The organism is Virgibacillus oceani, assembly GCF_041521345.1.
In the GTDB taxonomy this organism is placed as follows: domain Bacteria; phylum Bacillota; class Bacilli; order Bacillales; family Amphibacillaceae; genus Virgibacillus_N; species Virgibacillus_N oceani_A.
The window spans coordinates 1-25,383 of the sequence record NZ_JBGOHB010000018.1 but is presented as its reverse complement, the minus strand read 5'-3'; the positions used below and the strand labels follow the sequence as shown (position 1 = coordinate 25,383).

Genomic DNA, 25,383 nt, shown 5'->3' with positions numbered 1-25,383 from the left:
AAAATTTCAAGGAGGCATGAAAATATGAAGGAGCAGCTGCAAACGATTCAGAAAGAAGCATTGGCAGAAATAAACAATGCTGAAGAAATGAAAGAACTGCAAGGTATTAAAGTAACTTATCTTGGCAAGAAAGGGTCGCTGACTCAAGTGTTACGTGGAATGGGAAAGATTTCCAAGGAAGAAAGACCTGTGATAGGTGAGCTGGCTAACCAGGTAAGAGAGGAGATTACAAAGAGATTAGATGAAAAAATGTCATACCTGGAACGATTGGAAATGGAAAAACAGCTGGAAGATGAAACGATTGATGTCACATTGCCGGGAAGGCCGATCAAGGTAGGCGGTTCACATTTACTCACCCAAATTAAAGAGGAAATCGAGGATCTTTTTATCGGAATGGGATACGAAGTGAGAGAGGGACCTGAGGTGGAAACAGATTACTTCAATTTTGAAGCATTAAACCTGCCAAAAGGCCACCCCGCCCGGGATATGCAGGACACATTTTATATTACGGAAGAACTGTTGCTACGCACGCATACCTCTCCGGTTCAGGCAAGAACCATGCTTGAATACGGGGGAAATAAACCAGTGAAAATGATATGCCCTGGTAAAGTTTACAGAAGGGATACGGATGATGCGACACATTCCCATCAGTTCACACAAATCGAAGGACTTTACGTTGATAAAAATGTTCGTATGAGTGATTTAAAAGGGACACTGAATACCTTTGCCAAGAAAATGTTCGGAGAAGATCGTGAGATTCGTTTGCGTCCAAGTTATTTCCCGTTTACTGAGCCTTCCGTGGAAATGGATATTTCTTGTAAAGTTTGTCAAGGTGAAGGGTGCTCTGTATGTAAAGGTACCGGATGGATTGAAATATTAGGTGCCGGAATGGTTCATCCAAGGGTATTGTCGATGGCAGGTTATGATCCCGATAAATATACCGGCTTCGCGTTTGGAATGGGGCCGGATCGAATCGCTATGCTGAAATATGGTGTAGATGACATTCGCCATTTCTATAAAAATGATATTCGGTTTTTAAAACAGTTTCACGGAGCGTAAGGAGGTAAAAAAATCATGTTAGTATCACTGAACTGGTTAAAAAATTATGTTGATATTGGAGATATTAGCCCGGAAGAATTAGCTGAAAAAATCACAAAATCTGGGATTGAAGTAGATGGCATTGAATATATTGCAGAGGAAAGTAAAGGTGTGGTAACAGGGTATGTGGAATCCTGTGAACAACATCCTAATGCTGATAAATTAAGCCTTTGCCAGGTCGATGTCGGGGATGAGAAATTGCAAATTATTTGCGGTGCTCCGAACGTTGCCCGGGGTCAGAAAGTTGCGGTAGCCAAACCTGGTGCAGTGCTGCCGGGGAATTTTAAAATTAAAAAAGTAAAGCTGCGTGGTGTAGAGTCCAATGGAATGATTTGCTCCATGCAGGAACTGGGAATAGATGAAAAATATGTGCCAAAAGATGTAGAGGATGGCATCTATGTTTTTCCTGATGAAGTGAAGATAGGGGAAAGCGTAGAACCGTTATTAAATTTGAATGATGCGGTGTTAGAATTTGACTTAACACCAAACCGTGCAGACGCACTATCTATGCTTGGTGTTGCTTATGAAGTAGCTGCGATTCTCGATAAGCCCATTCATCTGCCTGATGAAGAAGTGAATACATTAAATGAGGATGCAAATGATCATATAGCAGTGGAGGTAGAGACACCGGATTTAAATCCTTATTACGCGGCATTCCTTATTAAGGATCTGGAAATCAAACCATCTCCTTCCTGGATGAGTAATTACTTAAGGGCTGCAGGAATCCGGCCAATTAATAATGTTGTGGATATTACGAATTATGTACTTCTGGAATATGGGCAGCCGCTCCATGCATTTGATTATGACCTTTTGAATGCTGATAAAATTGTTGTCCGCCGAGCTGCTGACGGGGAAAAAATCATTACATTGGATGAGCAGGAAAGAGTGCTGACAGATGAAAACCTCGTTATTACAAATGGCAAAAAACCTGTCGCTTTGGCCGGCGTAATGGGCGGCTTTGATACAGAGGTAAACGAAAAAACGACTAACGTACTGCTGGAGGCTGCTTCTTTTTCTCCTGCAACTGTAAGAAAAACAGTTAAACAAACAGGGCTTAGAAGTGAGTCAAGTACCAGGTTTGAAAAAGGAATTGATCCAAACCGTATTAAAAAAGCCGGACGCCGTGCCTGCCAACTACTTCATAAGTATGCGAATGGAAAAGTGTATGCAAATGCAGCGGAATTTGATGTATTGGACGCTACTGAAAATGTTGTGAAAATGAATACGGCAGAAATCAACAAACGGCTTGGAACGGAAATTTCTGCAGAAGACATCGTTCACATTTTAAATAAACTGCGGTTTAACTTTGACCGGGATGGGGATCATTTTAACGTTTATGCACCCACAAGAAGACAGGATATCTCTATTTCTGAAGATATGCTGGAAGAAATAGCCCGTATTTACGGTTATGATCATTTGCCATTCACATTACCTGCAGGGGCTTCACAGGCAGGGGCATTGACCGGGGACCAATTGCTAAGGCGGAATGTAAATAATTATTTACAAGGTGCCGGACTGATGGAGACGATCACTTATTCACTGACAGATGAGGGAAAAATAAATCATTTGATTAGCCCTGAAATGAATGAAGAAAAACTAACACCTGTACAGCTGGCAAAGCCAATGAGTGAGGATCATAAATATTTAAGGCTAAGTCTTCTGCCGGAATTGTTAACGACTGTTTCTTATAACCAGGCAAGAAACCAGTATGACATTGCCTATTACGAGCTTGGCAGTATTTTTATATCTGATGAAGAGACGCTGACTCGTCAACCGGAAGAGCGTTTGCGGCTCTCCGGTGTTCTGAGCGGTCAATGGCTTGAGCATCCTTGGCAGCAGGAAAAAAAAGAAGTTGACTTCTATGTTGTGAAAGGATTAATGGAAGGTTTGTTTGATTACCTGGATATACAAGTTAATTTTAAGCAGAAGAAAATGAATGACATGCACCCGGGAAGAAGTGCGACACTCGAGATAAACAATCAAATGGTTGGTTTTATCGGACAGCTGCATCCTTTATTGCAAAAGAAAATGGATCTTAAAGCAACGTATCTGTTTGATGTGAATTTTGAAGAAGTCCTGAAAGCATATGATCGTGTGCCCGGATATACACAAATACCGAAGTATCCTTCCATTTCAAGAGATGTTGCATTCACCCTGGATGAAGAATTATTGGCAGGGGATGTGAAAGCAACTATTGAAGAAATTGGTGCACCACTTGTTAAACAAGTGCAGGTCTTTGATGTATATGAAGGAGAAAATATTCAAAATGGTAAAAAGTCGATTGCTTATAATCTTTTGTACCAGCATCCCGAGAAAACCTTAAAGGATGAAGAAGTAGAAGCTTCATTTAATAAAATAATTGAGGCAGTAAAGGAAAAATATAATGCACATGTCCGTTCTTAATGAGTAAACTAAGAGACTGGGACAGAGCCTGAGGAAACATTGAAAGATGAATGATTTACTATGGAAGTTCCGGAAATATACGTAGACTCTTGGAGCGACCGAGCATAGGTCGTAATATATAGTGGGTGGGATTCCCACCGAGAAAGAACGAGCCATTTACTGGTAGCGAGTCTTGGAGGGCAGGTGGTAACACATTGCTTAAGCGTAGACAGCTAGGTAATAGGCTGTAAACCAAGCGGTTTAGGGGATTGAGCTTCGAAATTCGTAAAATAGGAAGGGCGATGCTCTCAAGAGCGCAGAAGACAATATTGGTACTCGCGCAAATGGCAAGAGAGTAACAGCTTCCTCGGAGTCGGTGACCTCGGCACGTTACACATCGATATATTACGGCAACTCGGGAGATCCTGTAGGTCTCTCTCCTTAATATCAGGGAGGATAATGACAAACAAGTTATGATATAGACAGAGGAACGCCTCAGGGCGGTATCATCATTATAAATCATCCTAAATTTATAGTTGGAACTTATCATTAACACTGGTTATAAATAATATTCCTTTATCATAATCTTTTTAGTAGGATGTATGTGGGGGTTTTATTTATGCGGTATAAGGATATGAGCGGGAAAGAGATTGTTAATGTAAATAAAGGGTCAAGGCTTGGTATATTAGGACAAACTGATCTGGAAATCAATGAGAAAACCGGAAAAATTGATTCATTTGTTATTCCGAATTATAAGTGGTTCGGATTAAAAAAAGAGGGTGAAGAAACCAAAATCCACTGGGAGTCCATACGAAAAATAGGAGAAGATATGATCATCATCGATGCAGATGAATTCGAATAATGGAAAAGGCTGGTGTCCACTGGATACCAGCCTTTTTATATGGTTTTTTTCAACTCCTTATCACTAACCGCCTACAAACACATAAGCTATAAAGAAATGACAAAAGGAAGTGTAAGTTTGGAGGGTGTTTAACAATAATGAGTCAATTAATTGCTGTCATAGGAGGGGACGCACGATATCTTGAACTAATAAGGCAGCTGAAATCACTACCGGAGGCAACTATTATTCTCGTTGGGTTTGAGAGGTTAGAACAAGGGTTTACTGGACTTAAACAAATGGATTTTCATGAATTAAACCCAGCTGAAATAGATGCTGTAATATTGCCAATCACCGGCACAGATTCAGAAGGCAATGTAGAAACAGTGTTTTCGGATCAATCAATAAAAATTGAAAAAAAATGGTTTCAGAAATTAAAAGAAACAGCATTTATATTTACGGGAAATACCAGTGATTATTTAACTGAGGCAGCGAATGAAGCAAATGTGGAGTTAATTCCGTTATTAAACAGGGATGATGTTGCTATATATAATTCCATCCCTACTGCAGAAGGAACAATTATGATGGCAATTGAACATACAGATTACACCATTCATGGATCACGTGTTATTGTTACCGGATTTGGAAGAGTCGGAAATACGGTAGCAAATAAGTTTTCCGCACTGGGAGCCAAAGTATCCGTCAGTGCAAGCAGCATTAAAGACTTGGCTAGAATTACAGAAATGGGTTTAACCGCTATCCCTTTAGATGAACTCCATCGTTCCACAAATAATTGTGATTTACTAATTAATACGATTCCCGACAAAATCATTACCAAAGAGGAAATAAAGCATTTAGCCCCGCACGCATTAATATTTGATCTTGCCTCCAAACCGGGCGGAACAGATTTTGATTATGCAGAAAAACGGGGGATAAAAGCTATTCTGGCAAAAAGTTTACCAGGCATTGTGGCTCCTAAAACAGCAGGAAAGATACTTGCTGATGTAATAAAACAGTTTTTACGTAATTAAAATCGTTTATTTAAAAATAGGAAGGAGTTTTAAACGATGAGTTTAGAAGGTAAAAGGATCGGATTTGGCATCACTGCTTCCCACTGTACGTACGAGGACGTTTTTCCGCAGCTGGAAAAACTGATGGATCAAAAAGCGGTAGTAGTACCTGTTGTAACGTATACAGTACAAAATACGGACACGAAATTTGGAAAAGCAGCGGATCATATTAAAAAAATTGAAACCATTACAGGGAAAAAAGTAATCGATAATATGCCTGATGCCGAGCCGCTGGGACCGGAATCCCCATTGGATTGCATGGTAATAGCACCATTAACTGGAAACACGATGAGTAAATTTGCCAATGCCCAGACAGATAGCCCGGTACTCATGGCAGCAAAAGCAACAATGAGAAATGGTCAGCCTGTTGTTCTGGGTATTTCCACAAATGATGCATTGGGACTTAATGGCGTAAATTTAATGCGGCTTATGGCAACCAAATTGATTTATTTCATCCCTTACGGTCAGGATAATCCATATAAAAAGCCGAACTCACTCGTTGCAAATATGGACTTATTAAGCGATACGGTAGAAGAAGCACTTCATTATAACCAACTTCAGCCTGTAATCATTCCGCATATGCAATAGAAATGTGTTAGAATAGAATATTATAGGAATAACCATGAATTTTTAAATGAAGGTGGGAGCAGGAAAATGGCACAAAAAACACTATACAATGTAGCAGTGTTAGGAGCAACAGGTGCAGTTGGGGAAAACATATTAAAATTGCTGGAAGAAAAAGGTTTTCCGATAAATGAATTAAAATTATTATCTTCCAAAAGATCGGCTGGAAAAAAGATAAATTTTAAAAATAAAGAAATAACGGTCGAAGAAGCTGCAGCAGACAGTTTTGCAGGAGTAGATATAGCATTATTTTCAGCAGGTGGTTCTATTTCCAAAGAATTCGCACCTGAAGCAGTCAAGCAAGGAGCAGTAGTAGTAGACAATACCAGTGCATTCCGAATGGCTGATGATGTACCGCTTGTGGTACCTGAGGTAAATAAGGAAGATATAAAAAACCATCAGGGGATTATTTCCAATCCGAATTGTTCTACGATTCAAATGGTAGCGGCTTTAAAACCTTTACAAGATACATTCGGTTTAAACAGAGTAATTGTATCCACATACCAAGCAGTGTCCGGTGCCGGTGCACAGGCTAATAAGGAATTGGAAGAACAGAGCAGGGATTCGCTGGATAATAAAGAATTAAAAGCTGAACTGCTCCCTGTAAAAGGAGATAAAAAACATTATCCTATCGCGTTCAATGCGCTGCCGCAAATTGATGTATTTCAGGAAAATGGATATACTTTTGAAGAAATGAAAATGATCAATGAAACGAAAAAAATTATGCATGCACCGGATTTAGCCGTTGCAGCCACTTGTGTTCGTCTCCCAATTTTCACTTCGCATGCGGAAAGTGTGTATGTTGAAATTGATAGGGATGACGTAACTGTTGAGGATGTATGGAGGGAGCTGGAAAATGCACAAGGGATTACCCTGCAGGATGACCCGGCAACACAAACCTACCCTACGCCTTTGAGTGCTGAATCAAAAGAGGATGTATTTGTCGGCAGGGTCAGAAAGGATCCGGACCATGACAAAGGCTTTCATTTATGGGTAGTTTCAGATAACTTGATGAAAGGCGCAGCATTGAATACAGTTCAAATAGCACAAGCATTAATAGAAAATAAATGGTTGTCGTAATAGAGGTGGAAATATGCAAATTGTAGTTCAAAAATTCGGCGGAACTTCTGTAAAATCCGATGAAAATAGAGACTATGTAATTAAACACATTAAAGAAGCGTTGGTGAATAACTATAAGCTTGTAGTTGTTGTTTCGGCTTTAGGCAGAAAACCGGATCCATATGCAACAGATACATTGCTGGATCTCGTCAATTTTCCAGGCAATAAAAGTACTGACAGGGAGCTTGATATGCTCCTTTCCTGTGGGGAAGTAATATCATCTGTAGTCTTGTCCAATGAATTAAAGCATCATCATATTGACTCCATTGCATTAACAGGTGCACAGGCAGGGTTTATTACTACAGATGATTTCACCCGGGCAAAAATAAAAGAAGTGAAGCCAAGGCGAATTTTGCAGGAGCTGGAAGACCATGATGTCGTTGTAGTAGCAGGCTTCCAGGGCCAAGCAGAGACAGGGGATATTACAACCATTGGACGCGGCGGCAGTGATACAACTGCCGCAGCTTTAGGAGCAGCTCTTGAAGCTGAGCAGATTGAGATATTTACCGATGTTAACGGGATTATGACGGCAGATCCCCGTGTTGTTGAAAAGGCAAGACCGCTGGATGTTGTGACATATACAGAAATTTGCAATTTAGCATACCAGGGAGCAAAAGTAATTCATCCCCGGGCCGTTGAAATTGCAATGCAGGCTAAAATACCAATGAAGATCAGATCAACTTATGCAGAAAATGGGGGAACTCTGGTTACTTCTTCAAGGGATCAGCAAATGGGAAAAGATATTTCCGAAAGGCTCATCACCGGTATTGCCCACATTTCATCTGTTACACAAATAAAAGTGCAGACAAAGGAAGAAGTATACCGTTTTCAGTCTGAAGTTTTTAAAGGGATGGCAGAATCTGGAATTTCCGTTGATTTCATAAATATTTCACCAACGGGGGTAGTCTACACTGTGCCTGATGCGTTAACCGAGAAAGCAGTTCGTATTTTGGAGACATTGGGCTTCCAGCCGGAAATTACAAAAAACTGTGCAAAGGTATCTGCTGTTGGGGCAGGTATGACAGGAATGCCAGGGGTTGCCTCCCGGATTGTTCAGGCTTTAACCGAGCAAGAAATACAAATTTTACAGTCTGCTGACAGTCATACAACCATTTGGGTGCTAGTACAGGATGCGGATTTAAAAAAGGCGGTAAATGCTTTACATGAAGTTTTTGGTTTGGGTGAACGTTTGCTCACGTCCCAAATAAAATAACCATTCTTTCATTAAGTAAGATGAATTCTGTGTTGTTTCCCGAGTGTGCTGCAACAACTTTGTAAATCCGGCCCGGTCTTTTACCGGGTTGAGATAATGACATCTATGAAAGTTCACTCCAATTGAAAGAAGGCTGGTTAAAATGAACTTTGGTCGCATGTTAACAGCGATGGTGACTCCATTCAAACAAAATGGAGAGGTTGATTATGAACAAACGACTATTTTAATCGAACATTTACTTCAAAATTTTTCAGATGGGCTGGTGATTGCCGGAACAACCGGAGAATCGCCTACATTAACTTTTGAGGAAAAAATGAATTTGTTTAAGCATGTTGTAAAAGTCGTGGATAAAAGAGTACCGGTGATTGCAGGCACAGGGAGCAACAATACAAATGCATCCATCAGACTGACGGAAGAGGCAGAAATCTGCGGCGTGGATGCTATCATGCTCGTAACACCATACTATAATAAACCTAGTCAAGAGGGAATGTATGAACATTTTAAGGAGATTGCTAATAAAACATCCTTACCGGTAATGCTATATAATATTCCTGGGCGTTCTGCTGTTAAAATGAATGCAGACACAATTATACAGTTAAGTGAGATTGATAATATCGTTTCAGTCAAAGAAGCTACAGGCGATTTAGATCAGGCTGCGGTGATCATTGAGAATACGAAAGATGATTTCAGTGTTTACAGCGGAGAGGATAGTCTGACATTACCAATGATGTCACTTGGTGCTGACGGTGCTGTATCGGTTGCATCACATATTATTGGCAACGAAATGCACCAAATGGCTGAGCTCTTTTATAACGGGGAAATAGATAAAGCCGGTTCATTGCACCGCAAATTACTGCCTGTAATGAATGAACTATTTTCCTCACCATCTCCTGCACCTGTGAAAACCGCATTGAAAATAAAAGGACTCGATTCAGGCATTGTCCGCCTTCCGTTAACTCCTCTTTCCGTACAAGAACAAAAAAAATTGGAATATGTTATTCATAAAAGTATCGGCTAAAGTTATAGCCGGTATTTTTTATGGGATAAAAAATTTGGCAGCAGCGAATCAACAGGCAATGTTATTTAACGCAACCCAACTTCCCCAAACCTAATTCCTGGCTGGTATTTTCTTCATTTGACCTTTTTATTTTTTCAGTGCATGGTAATTCTCATTTGCGTACATATTAAGTAGTAGTTAATTGATAAAGGGGTGTTCGTAATTGAGTAAAGATGAAGAGAAAAAAGGAACACAGCCACAGGAGGAAGGACAGGGAAATCAATCTGGCATCGTGCAAAAAATTCAGCAGCTCGGACAATCAAATGTAGCCCAGGCACCTGATACCAACGTCCATGTATTAACGGTCATTGGGCAGATAGAAGGACATGTGCAGCTCCCTCCCCAAAATAAAACAACAAAATATGAACATTTGCTGCCGCAGCTTATTGCTATTGAACAAAACCCTAAAATTGAAGGGTTGGTTATTTTGTTAAACACAGTAGGAGGAGATGTGGAGGCGGGACTCGCTTTATCGGAAATGATTGCTTCCATGTCAAAGCCTACTGTTTCTATCGTCTTAGGCGGAGGACATTCTATAGGTGTTCCTATTGCCGTAGCGGCTGATCATTCCTATATTGTCCCTACCGCTACAATGACCATTCATCCGGTCCGTTTAACAGGTTTAGTCATAGGGGTACCGCAAACATTTGAATATCTTGATAAAATGCAGGAAAGAGTCATTGATTTTGTAGTAAATCATTCCAATATTAAAGAAGAAAAATTTAAAGATTTAATGTTTGCAAAAGGTAATCTAACAAGAGACATAGGAACCAACGTAGTCGGGACAAAAGCGGTTGAATATGGTTTAATCGATGGAATCGGCGGCGTGAAAGAAGCAATGGAAAAGGTAAATGAGATGATTGATGAAAATAAGAAAATAGATGAGCAGGTGATTCAATGATTTTATATACGCCTTTATCACCGGATGATATTTTTCCTCCAGCAAAATCGTCCTACAGTAACCGACACTTTATTTCCTATGAAGGAAGATCGGTTTATGCAGAACAAGTAGAGGATGGATCCTATCAGCTCTTACAGCTAATGTCCACTGACCCCCAAGATTTTCTGAATGAGAAATTTACACCGGGCTCCATTTTATCATAGAATTTTCTACCGCAGAAATACAGTTCGTTTCTCCAATTGCAAGTTCCCTATTTATTTCTCTAGAAGATAGGGACTACGCTAAATGCTCGTCAGCAAAAATGAAGGGGATTATTTTCCCTAGTAGCCGCCCCCCGGCAAAGAAGCCAGGCGGAAACGACTTGTACCCGGAGGTAGAAACGAGATATATTCGGGTTGTAGTAGGAATAGCAATCAACTATCTGAAAGCAGCCTTTTCTTTTGATAATTATGGTATAATATAATATATAACCCTTGCCATTTTCCTGGTGGGGGTTTAGTCTTTAAATAGATACATTCCTGTATGATTTGGGGTGGAACAATGGCTAAAAAGAGAAAGAAACGCAGCAAAAAATTAAAAAAACAATTAAAATTTGAATTGCTAGGGTTACTTTTTATTTTCCTGGCGATATTTGGAAGTGGTGCCAGTGCTATTAGTGATGGCGTTATTCCCGGGGGACTGGAGCACATTTTTCGGTTCTTTTTGGGTATTTGGTATTTTGTTGCTTCTGTTATATTGCTAATAACAGGAATTATTTTTATGATGAAAAGAAGGATGCCTGATTTTTCAAGCAGAAAAATGACAGGTTTTTTAATCTTTTTTATTGGTCTTATACTGATTACTCATATTCAAACTTATGAGAGATTAGTAGTTACTGAAAATATCTCCATCATTGCAACCACATGGGATCAGTTTTTCGATTATTTAAGTGGACAGACCTCTGCGGCAGTACTTGGAGGCGGTATGATTGGGGCACTCTTATTCACTTTTTCCTATTATTTATTTTCCCTTGTTGGTGCAAAAATAGCAGCAGTGTTTTCTATGATAATTGGCATTATGTTTATGACTGAAGTTTCGATAGGTGAATTATTAAAAAAATCTTATACAAAAATTTCCAGTGCGGTAAATAATATCAATGAAAAATGGAGAAATTATAGAATGGAGAAAAAAGAGCGAAAAATGGAAAATGCTCCTCCGCTCGAAGTCGATAAAAATGGGATTGATAAAAAAGAGGAGCCTTTAATACATGCTTTTACAGATACAACATATACAGCAGAAGAGCTGCAGCCAGAAAAGGAAAATATGGAAGTGTTAAAAACTGATGAAGAAGTAGATGAGCAGCTGGAAGATGACGTGATAAGCGATATTACGGTATCTGAAACAGAAAACCGGGATTATATGCTCCCGGCAATGGATTTACTGGTAGAACCGGCACACAATGCCCAACACCAAGAAAAATCACAAATTCAAGGAACAGTAAAAAAGCTGGAAAGTACATTCCAAAGTTTTGGTGTAAGAGCAAGAGTTACAAAGGTAAACGTTGGTCCTGCTGTAACAAAATATGAGATTTATCCGGAAGCTGGAGTAAAGGTAAGTAAAATTGTCAGTCTTCATGACGATCTGGCACTTGCGCTTGCTGCAAAAGATATACGAATTGAGGCACCGATTCCGGGGAAATCTGCTGTGGGAATTGAAGTCCCTAACCAGGAAATTGCCATGGTTTCACTAAGGGAAGTAGTGGATAATACCTTTAATAATCAAACTTCCAAACTATTATTCGCCTTGGGCAGAGATATTTCCGGGGATGCAGTTGTTTCTGAATTAAGTAAAATGCCGCATTTATTAATAGCCGGTGCAACAGGGAGCGGTAAAAGTGTTTGTGTAAATGGAATCATTACAACGATTTTAATGCGTGCAAAACCACATGAAGTAAAAATGATGATGATTGACCCGAAAAAAGTAGAATTAAATGTTTATAATGGTATACCGCATCTTCTTGCGCCTGTTGTTACCGATCCTAAAAAAGCTTCAAGGGCTTTAAAAAAAGTGGTGGCAGAAATGGAAAGAAGATATGAATTATTCTCTGATTCTGGTACCCGGAATATAGAAGGCTACAATGAGTATATTCGGAAATATAATCAAACATCGGAAGAGCAGCAGCCGAACCTGCCGTATATTATTGTACTGGTGGACGAATTGGCTGATTTGATGATGGTTGCTTCCAGCGATGTGGAGGATGCAATTACAAGACTCGCACAAATGGCGAGAGCAGCCGGGATCCATTTGATCATAGCAACACAAAGGCCGTCTGTGGACGTAATCACCGGTGTAATTAAAGCAAATATTCCTTCCAGAATAGCATTTAGTGTCTCTTCCCAAACCGATTCGAGAACTATTTTAGATTCTGGCGGTGCTGAAAAACTGCTGGGACGTGGGGATATGCTGTTTCTTCCTGTAGGTGCATCAAAACCAACTCGTGTCCAAGGTGCCTTTTTATCCGACGAAGAAGTAGAGAGGGTTGTTGATCATTGTATTGATCAGCAAAAGGCCTCATATCAGGAAGAAATGATTCCTGAAGACACCAATGAAGTAGTAGAAGAAGTAGACGATGAACTGTACGATGATGCAGTCCAGCTCATTGTAGAAATGCAAAGTGCAAGTGTATCCATGCTCCAACGAAGATTTAGAGTTGGTTATACAAGAGCTGCGAGATTAATAGATGCAATGGAAGACAGAGGGATTGTTGGGCCTTATGAAGGAAGTAAGCCAAGAACTGTATTAGTAACTCAGAACCAGGAAGAAAAAACATCATAGCCAATTAAAACAGGTAAGCCGGCGAATGGCCAAGCTTACCTGTTTTAATTGGCGAGGTTATGAACAACCCTCAATCAAAGATTTATTTTTTATAAATTTTTATAGAACTATATCATTATTTATCTAATAATGGTATATTTATTTCGAAGGAAAGTTATACGTCAGAGGTCAGACCTTTAAATAGTTTATATTTACATAATAAGGAGAGCTCCTATGTCAATCCGGCCCGATTCACGTCATTTGTATTTACAGGTTATTGATCAACTGAAACAGGATATAAAAGTTGGAATGTATAAGGAGCGGGAAAAGCTGCCATCGGAATATGAATTATCTAAGCTGCTGGGAGTATCCCGTGCTACATTGAGAGAAGCACTAAGGGTATTGGAAGAAGAAAATATTTTATTCAGAAAACAAGGTGTAGGTACGTTCGTTAATCCAAAACCGATATTTTCCTCCGGCATTGAACAACTAAATAGTGTCACTGAGATGATAGAGAATTCGGGAAAAAGAGCGGGTACGCAACATATAACAGCAGAAGTAACAATTTTATCTGATGAGGACAAGGAGCAATTTGCTGATGAAAACTTACAATCCGTTTTGAAGATTGAAAGGGTTCGCACAGCTGATAATAAACCAGTCGTTTTGTGTATAGATAAACTCCCTCAAGGGCTATTGCCGCTAGAGCGTATAGAAAGGGAAGAATCTTTATTTAAAATGATGGAAAAACATGCTAGCATTCATGTTTCCTATGCGTTGACTCGGATTGAACCTGTAAGCTATCAACAGAGAATTTTTAATATTTTAAACTGCGACCACAGTCAATCATTACTCTTATTAAAGCAATTGCACTATACAGATGAAGATGAGCCTGTTCTTTACTCGGCAAATTACTTTCGTTCTGATATTTTCCGTTTTGAAGTAGTAAGGAAAAGAATGTAGCATTTACTGTTAATACCATTTAGGGGGGGTGAGTAGTAGGAAGAGAAAGGGAAATACTACTGGTTGTTGTTTCAACTGTATTTTAATTAAATTACTAAATGGGGGTTTTAGTGTGAAAAATCGTAAGTTTATTTTATTGTTTGCAATTTTATTCAGTCTTGGAATGCTTTTGGCTGCTTGTGGCAACGGTGGAGATGCTGAAGAAGGTGCCGGTTCAGATGACAATGGCACAAGTGAAGAAGGAGCTTCCGGAGATTATTCTGTAGCAATGGTTACTGATGAAGGTGGCGTGGATGATAAATCATTTAACCAATCTGCATGGGAAGGAATCCAGGCATGGGGAGAAGAACATGGTCTTGAAAGAGGCGAAGGCGGATTTGATTATGCCCAGTCTACTGATGAATCAGACTACCTGCCTAATATGAACCGTCTGGTGCGTAACGACTATGATCTGGTTTTTGGGATCGGATTTTTACTTGCTGATGCTATAACAGATATTGCTGAACAAAATCCTGATTTGGATTTTGCCCTTGTTGATGAAGTGGTAGACGTGCCAAATGTTGCAAGTATCACTTTTGCTGAACATGAAGGGTCTTTTCTTGCAGGAGTAGCTGCTGCAATGAAAACAGAAACGAATGAATTAGGCTTTGTCGGCGGCGTTGATTCCGATTTAATTAATAAATTTGAAGTAGGTTTTGTTGCTGGTGCGCTCTCGGTAAATCCGGACATTAATGTGGATATTCAGTATGTTGGTGACTTCAGCTCTGCAGATGATGGAAAGTTAATTGCTACCCGTATGTACAATGATGGGGCGGATATTATTTACCATGCAGCCGGTGCGGCGGGTAACGGTGTGTTTGCACAAGCGAAGGACTTAAAACAAAATGATCCGGATCGTGACGTCTGGGCAATCGGCGTGGACCGCGACCAACATGAAGAAGGTCAAATTGGCGATCATAATGTGACATTTACTTCCATGGTAAAACGAGTAGATATTTCAGTACAGGAAGTAAGCAATATGGGACTGAACGGTGAGTTTCCGGGCGGAGAAGTTCTTGAATTCGGACTGGAAGATGAAGGGGTTTCTCTTGCTGATACAAACGAAGAAGCAATCACAGAGGAAATTGTTGATACGACCAATGACTGGAGAGAAAGAATTATTAATGGCGAGCTAGAAGTACCGGAAACACGTGAAGAATTAGAGGGTTTTGTTGATTCCTTGTAAGTAATAATGAGGCTGTCCAAGAAAAAAGGGTCGAAAACAGCAATCATTTAATTGGCTTTCCAATAAATGATTGCTGCAAGGCAGAATAACCCATTTATGAGACAGCCTCATTACTTTAATGAGTCAGCAGAAAAAATCATTGAATGAAAAGATTTCTACCCGGCTCTTTTCATTGAGGATTTTCACATGGAAAAATACTTATTGATCTACTTGTGGGTAAAGGAGTGACTATACCATGGATTACGTTATCGAGATGCTGAATATACGTAAGGAATTTCCAGGGATTGTTGCAAATGATAACATAACATTACAGTTACAAAAAGGGGAAATACATGCCTTACTCGGAGAAAATGGAGCTGGGAAATCAACGTTAATGAACGTCCTTTTTGGTTTATATCAACCTGAAAAAGGAGAAATTCGCGTAAACGGGGAACTAGTAAAAATAACGGATCCCAATGTTGCCAATAATTTGGGAATAGGTATGGTTCACCAGCATTTTATGTTAGTAGAGCCTTTTACTGTAACGCAAAATATTATCCTGGGCAACGAGCCAACGGCAAAAGGCCGAATTAATATAAATAAAGCGGAAAAAGAAGTACAGGAGCTATCTGACAGATACGGTCTCCGGGTTGATGCCAAGGCGAAAATAAGTGATATCTCTGTAGGAATGCAGCAGCGAGTTGAAATACTGAAAACGCTTTACCGCGGGGCAGATGTTCTTATTTTTGATGAACCGACTGCTGTACTCACGCCACAGGAAATTACAGAGTTAATGGAAATAATGGATTCATTAATTGCAGAGGGAAAATCTATTATTTTGATCACACATAAACTAAAGGAAATAATGCAGGCATGTGACCGTTGTACAGTAATACGAAAAGGTAAAGGTATTGGTACAGTTAATGTTGCCGATACCACAGTAACAGAACTGGCATCTTTAATGGTCGGAAGAGAGGTTAGCTTTAAAATAGAAAAAGAAGCTGCTTCACCTCAGGAAACAGTACTGAATATAGAAAATCTGATTGTCAAAGATACACGAAAAGTGGATATGGTAAAAGGGCTTGATTTGGATATCCGAGCTGGGGAGATTGTAGGTATAGCCGGTATTGATGGAAACGGCCAAACAGAATTGATTGAAGCCATAGCCGGTTTAAGGAAAGCAGATTCCGGTAAAATCAGACTGAATGATAAAGACATCTCAAATTTATCGCCAAGAAAAGTAACAGAAAGCGGGATTGGACATATTCCGCAAGACAGGCATAAGTTCGGACTGGTTTTGGACTTTCCAATAGGAGAAAATATAGTACTTCAAACCTATTATCAAAAGCCGTATTCCAAAAATAAAGTGTTAAATTATAAGGAAATCTACAAAAAAGCGGAAAATCTGATTCAGGAATATGATGTGCGTACGCCAAGTGTATACACAAAAGCAAGAGCATTATCCGGAGGAAACCAGCAAAAGGCAATTGTAGCCAGAGAGATTGACCGATCCCCTGATTTATTAATTGCTGCTCAGCCCACCAGAGGGCTGGATGTTGGCGCGATTGAATTTATTCATAATAAAATAATTGAAGAAAGAGACCGGGGAAAGGCTATATTACTGGTTTCCTTTGAGCTGGATGAAATTTTGGATGTCAGTGACCGGATTGCAGTCATATTCGATGGGAAAATTGTTGCAGAGAGAAAACCGGAAGAGACAAACGAACAGGAACTTGGCTTATTAATGGCTGGAAGCCAGAAAGAAAAGGCTGGTGGGGAATAATGACTTCAAATAAAACATTTAATATACTTGTCCCGCTCATTTCTGTCTTTATTGGACTATTATCAGGCGCCATTATTATGCTTGTTTTTGGATATAATCCGATTCAGGGGTATGCTGCTTTATGGGAAGGTGCTTTTGGTGACGCTTATTTCATCGGAGAGACAGTTCGCCAGGTAACCCCGTATATTTTAACTGGTTTGGCTGTTGGTTTTGCTTTCCGGAGCGGATTATTCAATATCGGGGCAGAAGGACAGGTTATTGTCGGCTGGCTTTCTGCAGTATGGATTGGTACTACTGTAGATGCACCGATGTTTATTCATCTTCCTCTTGCTATTCTTGTAGCAGCTTTGGCAGGGGCAATTTGGGGATTTATTCCTGGTATTTTAAAAGCACGGCTTGGCGTTCATGAAGTTATTGTAACTATTATGCTTAATTATATTGCCCTGTACAGTTCTAATGCAATTATTAGAAATATACTATCAGATAGTGAAAACAGTACAGAAAGAGTAGCAGAAACTGCTTCATTATCTTCAGATTGGCTACAAGGGTTAACCTATTTTTCCCGCATGCATTATGGAATTTTAATCGCCTTGTTTGCGGCTGTTATTATGTGGTTTATTATTGAACGTACTACCATTGGATATGAATTAAAATCAGTTGGTTTTAACAACCATGCTTCAAAATATGCAGGAATGAGTGTTAAACGAAATATTGTCTTATCTATGGTTGTTGCTGGTGCATTTGCCGGGTTAGCCGGTTCCATGGAGGGGCTTGGAACATTTGGAAACATGACGGTGAGCGGTGGTTTTACGAATTTAGGATTTGATGGCATTGCAGTTGCGTTGTTAGGTGCGAACACTGCTCTAGGTATTGTACTTGCAGCTATTTTATTCGGTGCTTTAAAAGTAGGGGCTCTGAACATGCCTACAGAAGCAGGCGTGCCGAATGAATTAGTAGATATTATTATTGCATTGATCATTTTCTTTGTTGCTTCCAGCTATATTATTCGCTGGGTGATACTTCGCTTTAAAAAGGAGGAGAAATAAATGGGATTCATTGACTTATTACAATCAATTATTCCCCCTGCCCTTTTCTTTTCGGCACCTTTAATATTTACTGCTTTAGGCGGAGTATTCAGTGAACGGTCTGGTGTTGTTAATATAGGTTTGGAAGGACTCATGGTGATGGGGGCGTTTGTTGGCGTAGTATTCAATCTAACATTTGCAGATGTATTTGGTGCCTGGACACCTTGGATCTCTATTATTGTGGCCATGCTTATAGGCGCTTTGTTTTCCGTTATCCATGCTATTGCTGCTGTCAGCTTTCGTGCTGATCAGGTGGTCAGCGGAGTTGCCATTAACTTTCTAGCCTTGGGATTGGGGATATTCCTTACCAAACAATGGTATGATAAGGGACAGACAGACATGGTGTCTCAGCCATTCTATACAAGAGATATACCAGTTCTTTCTGACATCCCGATCATTGGAGATATATTTTTCTCCAGCATGTATTTAACTTCCTATTTAGCTATAATTTTAGCTTTTATTTCCTGGTATGTGTTATATAAAACACCGTTTGGACTGCGTTTAAGGGCGGTTGGGGAACACCCGATGGCTGCTGATACAAATGGGATCAATGTATACAAGATGCGCTATATTGCCGTTATACTGTCCGGCGCATTAGGTGGTCTGGGCGGTTCTGTGTTTGCGTTGACGATTGCACTCAATTTTTCCCAAGCAACAATCGTAGGTCAAGGATTTATGGCTTTAGCCGCTGTCATTTTCGGAAAATGGCATCCATTAGGTGCCATGGGTGCTGCTTTATTTTTTGGTTTTGCGCAGAGTTTAAGTGTCATCGGCGGGGGGATACCTCTTCTTGCAGATGTGCCGCAAGTATTCTTATTGGTTGCACCATATGTTCTTACCATTCTTGCACTGGCAGGGTTTATCGGAAGGGCAGAAGCACCAAGAGCAAATGGACAGCCATATATTAAAGGAAGCAGATAAAACAAAGACAGAAACGCACGTTTAGCGACGTACGGACTGCACTGAATAATCACCCCATGATAAAAGTTTGGGCGCTAAATGCTCGTCCCACCGTAAGAATTTGGGACTGCGAGATATTCTCGTCCCACCACAAAACTCGCTACCATTAGGTGTTGGGCCTGATGTAAAAACCGACTTGCCGGAAAATATTAGCAAGTCGGTTTTTTTTCATCTATAATGTATTACATATACTAAATAAATATGTACAAAATAAAGAGGAAATATGCTAATAGTGGGAGGATGTTTATGACGTCGATAAAAGAGCGTGTAAGTAAGCAGGATGGATATCAGCTCCATTTCATAAAGAGCAATAAATTTAAAACAAATTCAATTACGGTGAAATTAAAAGCCCCGTTAAACAGAAATACGATTACTCAGAGAGCACTGCTTCCTTATGTTTTAAATCAAGGTACGAATAACTATCCGAGCAAACAGGAGTTACAGCTGAAGCTTGACGATTTATATGGTTCTGTTATGGGTTTTTCCGGTGGCAAGAAGGGTGAGAATCATATCATTACGATTAGGATAGAACTGGCAAATAAAAAATTTATCCCCGAGAACGTGGACATAATGAGTGAAGGCATCGGCCTGGTGCATGACATTCTTTACAATCCTTATACGAAAGATAACCGTTTTGATAAATCTATTTTTAATAGGGAAAAAGATACACTCAGGCAGAAAATAAATGCACAAAAAGATGATAAAATGAGCTATGCCAATATGAGACTTATCGATGAAATGTGCAAAGGGGAGAAATATCAGCTTCATGTTCATGGCTATGAAGAGGATTTAAAGGATTTAACGAATGATGAATTGTATTCCTATTATGAGACTATGTTACAGTCTGATCAGATGAATATATACGTGCATGGCGATTTTGATGAAGAAGAGGTAACCAATCAGTTTAACGCGGTTTTCCAGCGAAGAGATAATCCTGTCGCGAAGGAAGAAAAGTTAGAAAAAATCCAAGAGATAAAACAGAAGGAAATTATAGAGAAAGATAAAATCCAGCAAGCTAAGCTCCATATCGGATACCGGACAAACACAACGTATCGTGACAAGGAATATTTTGCATTGCAGGTATTTAATGGAATATTTGGCGGTTTTCCAAGCTCTAAATTGTTTATCAATGTCAGGGAGAAGAATAGTCTTGCCTACTATGCTGCTTCGCGTCTGGAGAGTCAAAAAGGATTACTGCTCGTCTTCAGCGGAATAGCTGATGAAGATTTTGAAAAAGCAAGAGATATTATTAGGTTACAAATGGAAGCAATGAAAGATGGCGATTTTACAGCGGATAATTTAAGAGAAACAAAAGAGTTAATTGTAAATCAGCTGCTGGAAACAATGGATCATCCGCAAGGTATTATTGAGCTCTTATACCAGCAGGTTTTAGCAGGCGTAACACGAAGCCCCGAGGAATTAATTGAAAACATTAAACAAGTTACAAAACAGGATGTTATCAATGCAAGTAAAAAAATTGATGAGGACACACTCTATTTGCTCACGCAGGAAGGGCGAGGCACAAATGCATAAACAAACATACAATGATATTGACGAAACAGTCTATACCCAAAAAATGGATAACGGCCTGACGGTTGTTTTGCTTCCAAGAAAAGAAATGTCAAAAACATACGGATTATTTACGACAAACTACGGTTCCATCGATCAATCCTTTGTCCCGATTGAAAAAGAAGAAGCAATCACCGTACCGGAAGGAATCGCACATTTTTTGGAGCATAAATTATTTGAAAAAGAAGACAGGGACGTGTTTGCAGATTTTGGAAAGCAGGGGGCTTCACCGAATGCTTATACTTCTTTTACCAAAACTGCTTACTTATTTTCTGCAACCAATAATATTGAAAAGAATGTAGAGACATTGATTGATTTTGTACAGGATCCTTATTTTTCCGAGGAGTCTGTAGAAAAGGAAAAGGGAATTATAGCCCAGGAGATTAAAATGTATGATGATCAGCCTGATTGGCAGTCTTTTATGGGAACCATAAAAGCAATGTTTCAGCATCACCCCGTGCATATCGATATAGCGGGGACAGTAGAATCTATTCAATCGATCACTAAAGATGACTTGTATACCTGTTATCACACTTTTTATCATCCGGAGAATATGACACTGTTTATTACGGGGAATTTTAATGAAGAGAATATGATGACTTTAATTGAAGAAAATCAAAAAGCAAAAGACTTCAAAAAAATGGATGATATCACCCGTGAGTTTCCTGATGAACCTGATGAAGTAGCGAAAAAAGAGAATAAAATTACGATGCCAGTTTCCATTCCAAAATGTACAATAGGGATTAAGGATTCGGTAACCCCATTGAAAGGGGCTGCATATTTAAAAAAAGAGTTGCTTCAAGGCATGGTTTTGGATCACTATTTCTCCAAGGGCGGTTCATTCTATCAGCAGCTATATAAAGAAAAGCTTATTGATGCAAGCTTCTATTTTGAATCAAATCTGGAGGAGAATTTTGGTTACACGCTGATCGGAACAAATACAAATGAACCCGAACAATTTGCTGAAAAAACCAAGCAATTATTATTGTCAACGCAAAATGAATCATTTACAGAAGCAGAATTCTCGCGAATGAAGAAGAAGAAAATTGGCCGGCTGTTGCGTTCCATGAATTCACTTGAATTTATTGCCAGCAAATATACCCACTATCAAATGCTTGATATTGACTTTTTTGAAATCATCCCTGCAGTAGAAGCGCTAACTTTAGATGATGCAAATGATTTTTTACAAAACTGGATTCAGGAAGATCGTCTGTCAGTATGTACGATAACTGCTGAGTGAGGAGAATATCATGGGGCACAATGTACTTATTATAGGTGCAAGCGGTGATATTGGAATTGCTATTGCAAAACAGCTCGCTAATGGAGGCTATACATTGCTCTTGCATTATAATACAAGCAGGGAAAAGATTGACCAATTTAGGGAGAGTATGGATGAGTCGTATGTTTTAGGTGTATTGCAGGCGGATTTATGTGAAGAATCCGCTGTAAAAAAGTTTTTAACGGAACTTGTTTTCCCTGTGGATAGTATTATTTTTGCAAGTGGATCGGCACATTTTGGGGTCTTCCAAGATACGGCTGAGTCAACCATGGACAATATGATTAATTTACATGTAAAGGCACCGTGGATGATCACCAAATATTTATTGCCGCAAATGGTCAAGAAGCAATCTGGGGCGGTCATTTTTATTACCTCAATATGGGGGGAGCAGGGCGCAAGCAATGAAGTTATTTATTCCTCTGTTAAGGGTGCTCAAAACAGCTTTGTTAAAGCATTAGCTAAAGAAGTAGCTCCCTCCGGTATTTCAGTAAATGCAGTAAGTCCGGGTTTCATCGAAACAAAAATGAATGGACATCTGCCGGATACGGAAAAGGATGAACTTATTTCTGGAATACCTGTAAACCGTGCTGGCAGACCAGATGAAGTAGCACATGTCGTCTCCTTTTTACTCGATGATAAATCAAGTTATATTCAAGGTGAAATTATCAACATGGCTGGCGGATGGTAGTTTATGCAGAAAGCCTTCCTAAGAAGAAAAGAGTATTGCTTTTCCTCCATGTGCATAAAAAAAAGGGGAATTCAAATACTATACATGTAAAACTTTTGAAGGAGGCATGGTGTATGTCAGTACTTGATAATTTTGAATCATGGAAAGGGTTCTTGTCTAATAAGCTGCAGGAAGCACAGCAGCAGGGAATGAGTCAGCAAACGATAGAAAGTGTTGCTGAAGAAGTAGGTGACTATCTCGCACAGAGTGTTGATCCGAAAAACAGTGAGGAAACCGTGCTGCGAGATTTATGGAGTGCTGCTTCCGAAAATGAACAGCAGGCAATTGCAAATACAATGATTAAACTTGTGCAAAACCAGGGTAACATGAATCAATAAATGAAAAAGAAGCTGCCTTACTCCGAAGCAGCTTCTTTTTCATTTATTTCCCGATAACTTTAATGTTCCGCTTTTCATAGAAGTGAAAATCATTTATTATAGACTTATATTGAATTATTAGAGATGTTTGGTTACCATTAATAAAGTATGTGAAAAGGGAGAATATATATGGATCGAACAGAATGGTACCTGGAATATGAAATAAAGAAAAACCGGCCTGGACTATTAGGAGATATATCTTCTTTACTAGGGATGTTATCCATCAACATTGTTACCATTAATGGTATTGAAAAATCAAGAAGAGTAATGCTGATACTTTCCAAATTTGATGATAATATAACAAGACTGGAATCGATTTTAGCAACCATGGATACGATCGAAGTTAGAAAAATTCGCAAACCGAAACTCCGTGACAGACTGGCTGTAAGGCACGGCAGATACATACATATGGATGTAGATGACCGAAAACTGGTACGATTTGTTAGAGATGAATTAGGATTATTGGTAGATTTCATGGCTGAATTATACAAACGCCAAGGACATAAATTAATTGGAATACGCGGCATGCCACGGGTTGGGAAGACTGAATCAGTTGTTGCTGCAAGTGTTTCTGCAAATAAAAGATGGCTGTTTGTTTCAAGTACATTACTTAAGCAAACCGTACGCAGTCAGTTGGTTGAAGGGGAATATAATGAGGATACTATCTATATTATAGATGGAGTTGTTTCTAAAAGCCGGGCAAACGAAAAGCATTGGCAATTAATCAGAGAGGTTATGCAGCTCCCATCCATAAAAGTAGTAGAGCACCCGGATATTTTTGTTCAGCAAACGGAATATGATATGGAGGATTTCGATTATATTATTGAACTGCGCAGTCATGAGGATGAAGAAATCACTTATGAGCATGTTGAGAGACAACAGTTCGATCCAAATCAAGGGTTTTCAATGTTTGATTTTTAAACATATACGCGTGAGTGCACTGAAGGATGCCGCACAGCGATACATCACAAGCGAAATGTTCATTTTTCGTCGAATAAAGGTGCACATCTAGCTTGCACTCCAAAGTATAAAGGTTTCCAGGAAACCAAACTGCGCTTTCGTAAGAATGCTTTAACGATAAAACAAGTTTTCTGAAAATGGATGGTGTTTGTTATGGAAATAGGAGCAAGGCTGAAAGAGGCCAGAGAAGAAAAAAATATTTCCCTGGATACTCTGCAGGAAACGACGAAAATTCAAAAGCGATATCTGGTAGCAATTGAAGAGGGCAACTTGCAAATTCTGCCTGGAAAATTTTATGCCAGAGCATTCATCAAGGAATACGCCAATGCGGTGGACCTTGATCCAAATGAACTCCTTGAAGAATATAAAGAAGAAGTTCCCAAAACCGAAGAAGAACCAGAAGTACAGTATAGTCGAATTCAACGAAACAGGAAAGAAAGCAATTCGGAAAAAAATAATTCATTCCTATCCATTTTGCCAACGATTATTGTAGTACTCTTGGTTATCGGGATTTTCTTTGCTGCTTGGTATTTTATTCAACTGACAATGTCGGATGGCGAAACAGATTCCCAGAATGAGCAAAATGATAATGAAATTACAATTATAAATGATCCGGAAGAAGATGCAGAGGATAATGGGGATGCCGACCAGGAAGATACCGAGGATACCGAGGATACAGAAGATACGAATGAAGAGGAAAATGAAGAAGCAAATGAAGGAGCGTCAGAAGCTGAACTGACTATAGTCGAGGAAGAGGGGACAAACTCCACCTTTGATCTAAATGATGCCGGAGATGAAGTTACGCTTACACTTGAATCAAGCGGTAATACATGGCTGGATATAGAAAACGATGCTGAAGATTCACTGTTCAGCGGTATGTTCTCTGAAGATGATTCTCCAGTTGAATTAGATGTTACCGATGAGGAAAGTGTATACTTTAATATAGGAAATGCAGCTGATTTATCAATTTCCTTTAATGACATAGAATTGGAATATCCAATAGACCCAGTTCAGAATGTGGTACAGCGTATATGGGTCAATATTAATAATTAAACTGAATAATTTATCGCAGTGTAACTGGCTGGCCGACAAAGCCACGTCCTGGGACTACGGGACAGTAGTTCCTCGTCCCATCATAAAGAATTGTGGCGTTGTCGGCACTAGCACGTCCTGTGCGTCGTAAGATTCCCAATACAAGAATGAAGGAATCATGAAAATTCTAAGTGGGAGATCTAACAGCCGGTAACGGCACGATTGGTTCAACTAACATTTGTATGAAAACACTTATGAAAATTGCTCTAAAAAGACAACAGGAAAGCAGCTCTCTCAAATTTGATTTTTTGAGAAAATAAAATTGATACTTCACATGTAATTTAGAATCTAA

22 protein-coding genes are annotated in these 25,383 nt (G+C 39.4%); all 22 read left to right on the top strand.

The genetic code is table 11. The features are described from left to right. Positions 1–24: 24 nt before the first annotated feature. The 22 genes from pheS to ACDX78_RS13785 all read left to right on the top strand — a co-directional run bounded on the left by pheS (position 25) and on the right by ACDX78_RS13785 (position 25,052). A complete protein-coding gene (gene pheS / locus ACDX78_RS13890; protein WP_486028750.1) occupies positions 25–1,059 on the top strand; it encodes a phenylalanine--tRNA ligase subunit alpha in 1,035 nt (344 codons plus the stop codon). Between the two features lie 15 nt (positions 1,060–1,074). Further along, positions 1,075–3,501 carry a phenylalanine--tRNA ligase subunit beta gene (pheT, locus tag ACDX78_RS13885; RefSeq protein ID WP_486028749.1) on the top strand — a complete coding sequence of 809 codons (2,427 nt, stop codon included), beginning with the start codon at positions 1,075–1,077 and terminating at the stop codon, positions 3,499–3,501. Between the two features lie 598 nt (positions 3,502–4,099). Further along, positions 4,100–4,342 (top strand): YlmC/YmxH family sporulation protein, encoded by a 243-nt coding sequence (locus ACDX78_RS13880; protein ID WP_486028748.1) that lies wholly within the window; start codon positions 4,100–4,102, stop codon positions 4,340–4,342. A gap of 137 nt (positions 4,343–4,479) precedes the next feature. Continuing rightward, positions 4,480–5,349 (top strand): dipicolinic acid synthetase subunit A, encoded by an 870-nt coding sequence (dpaA, locus tag ACDX78_RS13875; protein ID WP_486028747.1) that lies wholly within the window; start codon positions 4,480–4,482, stop codon positions 5,347–5,349. Positions 5,350–5,385: 36 nt separating this feature from the next. After that, complete coding sequence (gene dpaB, locus ACDX78_RS13870; RefSeq protein WP_486028746.1) at positions 5,386–5,976, top strand: dipicolinate synthase subunit B; 591 nt, start codon at positions 5,386–5,388, stop codon at positions 5,974–5,976. A 66-nt stretch (positions 5,977–6,042) separates the two neighbouring features. Beyond that, positions 6,043–7,092, top strand: a complete 1,050-nt coding sequence (gene asd, locus ACDX78_RS13865) for an aspartate-semialdehyde dehydrogenase (protein WP_486028745.1) — start codon at positions 6,043–6,045, stop codon at positions 7,090–7,092. 13 nt (positions 7,093–7,105) lie between these two features. Continuing rightward, positions 7,106–8,344, top strand: a complete 1,239-nt coding sequence (gene dapG, locus ACDX78_RS13860) for an aspartate kinase (protein WP_486028744.1) — start codon at positions 7,106–7,108, stop codon at positions 8,342–8,344. A 142-nt stretch (positions 8,345–8,486) separates the two neighbouring features. Further along, positions 8,487–9,362: a 4-hydroxy-tetrahydrodipicolinate synthase gene (gene dapA, locus ACDX78_RS13855; RefSeq protein ID WP_486028743.1), complete on the top strand. Its 876-nt coding sequence runs from the start codon at positions 8,487–8,489 to the stop codon at positions 9,360–9,362. A 202-nt stretch (positions 9,363–9,564) separates the two neighbouring features. Continuing rightward, complete coding sequence (locus tag ACDX78_RS13850) at positions 9,565–10,302, top strand: ClpP family protease (RefSeq protein ID WP_486028742.1); 738 nt, start codon at positions 9,565–9,567, stop codon at positions 10,300–10,302. Continuing rightward, positions 10,299–10,505: a YlzJ-like family protein gene (locus ACDX78_RS13845; protein ID WP_486028741.1), complete on the top strand. Its 207-nt coding sequence runs from the start codon at positions 10,299–10,301 to the stop codon at positions 10,503–10,505. Before ACDX78_RS13850 ends, ACDX78_RS13845 begins: the two co-directional genes overlap by 4 nt. A 337-nt stretch (positions 10,506–10,842) precedes the next feature. Then, entirely contained in the window at positions 10,843–13,116 is a 2,274-nt protein-coding gene (locus ACDX78_RS13840) for an FtsK/SpoIIIE family DNA translocase (RefSeq protein WP_486028740.1), read from the top strand. Between the two features lie 213 nt (positions 13,117–13,329). After that, a complete protein-coding gene (locus tag ACDX78_RS13835; RefSeq protein WP_486028739.1) occupies positions 13,330–14,055 on the top strand; it encodes a GntR family transcriptional regulator in 726 nt (241 codons plus the stop codon). Positions 14,056–14,167: 112 nt separating this feature from the next. After that, positions 14,168–15,280, top strand: coding sequence for a BMP family lipoprotein (locus tag ACDX78_RS13830; protein WP_486028738.1), 1,113 nt, complete (start codon positions 14,168–14,170; stop codon positions 15,278–15,280). A 235-nt stretch (positions 15,281–15,515) separates the two neighbouring features. Further along, a complete protein-coding gene (locus ACDX78_RS13825; protein ID WP_486028737.1) occupies positions 15,516–17,042 on the top strand; it encodes an ABC transporter ATP-binding protein in 1,527 nt (508 codons plus the stop codon). Beyond that, positions 17,042–18,088, top strand: coding sequence for an ABC transporter permease (locus tag ACDX78_RS13820; RefSeq protein ID WP_486028736.1), 1,047 nt, complete (start codon positions 17,042–17,044; stop codon positions 18,086–18,088). The genes ACDX78_RS13825 and ACDX78_RS13820 overlap by 1 nt, the downstream gene beginning before the upstream one ends. Then, entirely contained in the window at positions 18,089–19,048 is a 960-nt protein-coding gene (locus ACDX78_RS13815; protein WP_486028735.1) for an ABC transporter permease, read from the top strand. Between the two features lie 285 nt (positions 19,049–19,333). Beyond that, on the top strand, positions 19,334–20,620 hold the full coding sequence (yfmF, locus tag ACDX78_RS13810) for an EF-P 5-aminopentanol modification-associated protein YfmF (protein ID WP_486028734.1): 1,287 nt from the start codon (positions 19,334–19,336) through the stop codon (positions 20,618–20,620). Beyond that, the gene (yfmH, locus tag ACDX78_RS13805) at positions 20,613–21,896 is read left to right on the top strand and encodes an EF-P 5-aminopentanol modification-associated protein YfmH (protein WP_486028733.1); all 1,284 of its coding nucleotides are present in this window, start codon (positions 20,613–20,615) and stop codon (positions 21,894–21,896) included. The genes yfmF and yfmH overlap by 8 nt, the downstream gene beginning before the upstream one ends. A gap of 10 nt (positions 21,897–21,906) precedes the next feature. Beyond that, positions 21,907–22,623 (top strand): elongation factor P 5-aminopentanone reductase, encoded by a 717-nt coding sequence (ymfI, locus tag ACDX78_RS13800; protein WP_486028732.1) that lies wholly within the window; start codon positions 21,907–21,909, stop codon positions 22,621–22,623. A 113-nt stretch (positions 22,624–22,736) separates the two neighbouring features. Further along, complete coding sequence (locus tag ACDX78_RS13795; protein WP_486028731.1) at positions 22,737–23,000, top strand: DUF3243 family protein; 264 nt, start codon at positions 22,737–22,739, stop codon at positions 22,998–23,000. Positions 23,001–23,168: 168 nt separating this feature from the next. Beyond that, positions 23,169–23,960, top strand: a complete 792-nt coding sequence (locus tag ACDX78_RS13790; RefSeq protein ID WP_486028730.1) for a DUF3388 domain-containing protein — start codon at positions 23,169–23,171, stop codon at positions 23,958–23,960. A 192-nt stretch (positions 23,961–24,152) separates the two neighbouring features. Then, on the top strand, positions 24,153–25,052 hold the full coding sequence (locus ACDX78_RS13785; RefSeq protein WP_486028729.1) for a RodZ domain-containing protein: 900 nt from the start codon (positions 24,153–24,155) through the stop codon (positions 25,050–25,052). The last annotated feature ends 331 nt before the right edge of the window (positions 25,053–25,383 follow it).

Bases quoted from the DNA above. Each gene is read 5' to 3' on its own strand.
- pheS (WP_486028750.1), top strand. From the start codon at position 25: ATGAAGGAGCAGCTGCAAACGATTCAGAAAGAAGCATTGGCAGAAATA.
- pheT (WP_486028749.1), top strand. From the start codon at position 1,075: ATGTTAGTATCACTGAACTGGTTAAAAAATTATGTTGATATTGGAGAT.
- ACDX78_RS13880 (WP_486028748.1), top strand. From the start codon at position 4,100: ATGCGGTATAAGGATATGAGCGGGAAAGAGATTGTTAATGTAAATAAA.
- dpaA (WP_486028747.1), top strand. From the start codon at position 4,480: ATGAGTCAATTAATTGCTGTCATAGGAGGGGACGCACGATATCTTGAA.
- dpaB (WP_486028746.1), top strand. From the start codon at position 5,386: ATGAGTTTAGAAGGTAAAAGGATCGGATTTGGCATCACTGCTTCCCAC.
- asd (WP_486028745.1), top strand. From the start codon at position 6,043: ATGGCACAAAAAACACTATACAATGTAGCAGTGTTAGGAGCAACAGGT.
- dapG (WP_486028744.1), top strand. From the start codon at position 7,106: ATGCAAATTGTAGTTCAAAAATTCGGCGGAACTTCTGTAAAATCCGAT.
- dapA (WP_486028743.1), top strand. From the start codon at position 8,487: ATGAACTTTGGTCGCATGTTAACAGCGATGGTGACTCCATTCAAACAA.
- ACDX78_RS13845 (WP_486028741.1), top strand. From the start codon at position 10,299: ATGATTTTATATACGCCTTTATCACCGGATGATATTTTTCCTCCAGCA.
- ACDX78_RS13840 (WP_486028740.1), top strand. From the start codon at position 10,843: ATGGCTAAAAAGAGAAAGAAACGCAGCAAAAAATTAAAAAAACAATTA.
- ACDX78_RS13835 (WP_486028739.1), top strand. From the start codon at position 13,330: ATGTCAATCCGGCCCGATTCACGTCATTTGTATTTACAGGTTATTGAT.
- ACDX78_RS13825 (WP_486028737.1), top strand. From the start codon at position 15,516: ATGGATTACGTTATCGAGATGCTGAATATACGTAAGGAATTTCCAGGG.
- ACDX78_RS13820 (WP_486028736.1), top strand. From the start codon at position 17,042: ATGACTTCAAATAAAACATTTAATATACTTGTCCCGCTCATTTCTGTC.
- ACDX78_RS13815 (WP_486028735.1), top strand. From the start codon at position 18,089: ATGGGATTCATTGACTTATTACAATCAATTATTCCCCCTGCCCTTTTC.
- yfmF (WP_486028734.1), top strand. From the start codon at position 19,334: ATGACGTCGATAAAAGAGCGTGTAAGTAAGCAGGATGGATATCAGCTC.
- yfmH (WP_486028733.1), top strand. From the start codon at position 20,613: ATGCATAAACAAACATACAATGATATTGACGAAACAGTCTATACCCAA.
- ymfI (WP_486028732.1), top strand. From the start codon at position 21,907: ATGGGGCACAATGTACTTATTATAGGTGCAAGCGGTGATATTGGAATT.
- ACDX78_RS13795 (WP_486028731.1), top strand. From the start codon at position 22,737: ATGTCAGTACTTGATAATTTTGAATCATGGAAAGGGTTCTTGTCTAAT.
- ACDX78_RS13790 (WP_486028730.1), top strand. From the start codon at position 23,169: ATGGATCGAACAGAATGGTACCTGGAATATGAAATAAAGAAAAACCGG.
- ACDX78_RS13785 (WP_486028729.1), top strand. From the start codon at position 24,153: ATGGAAATAGGAGCAAGGCTGAAAGAGGCCAGAGAAGAAAAAAATATT.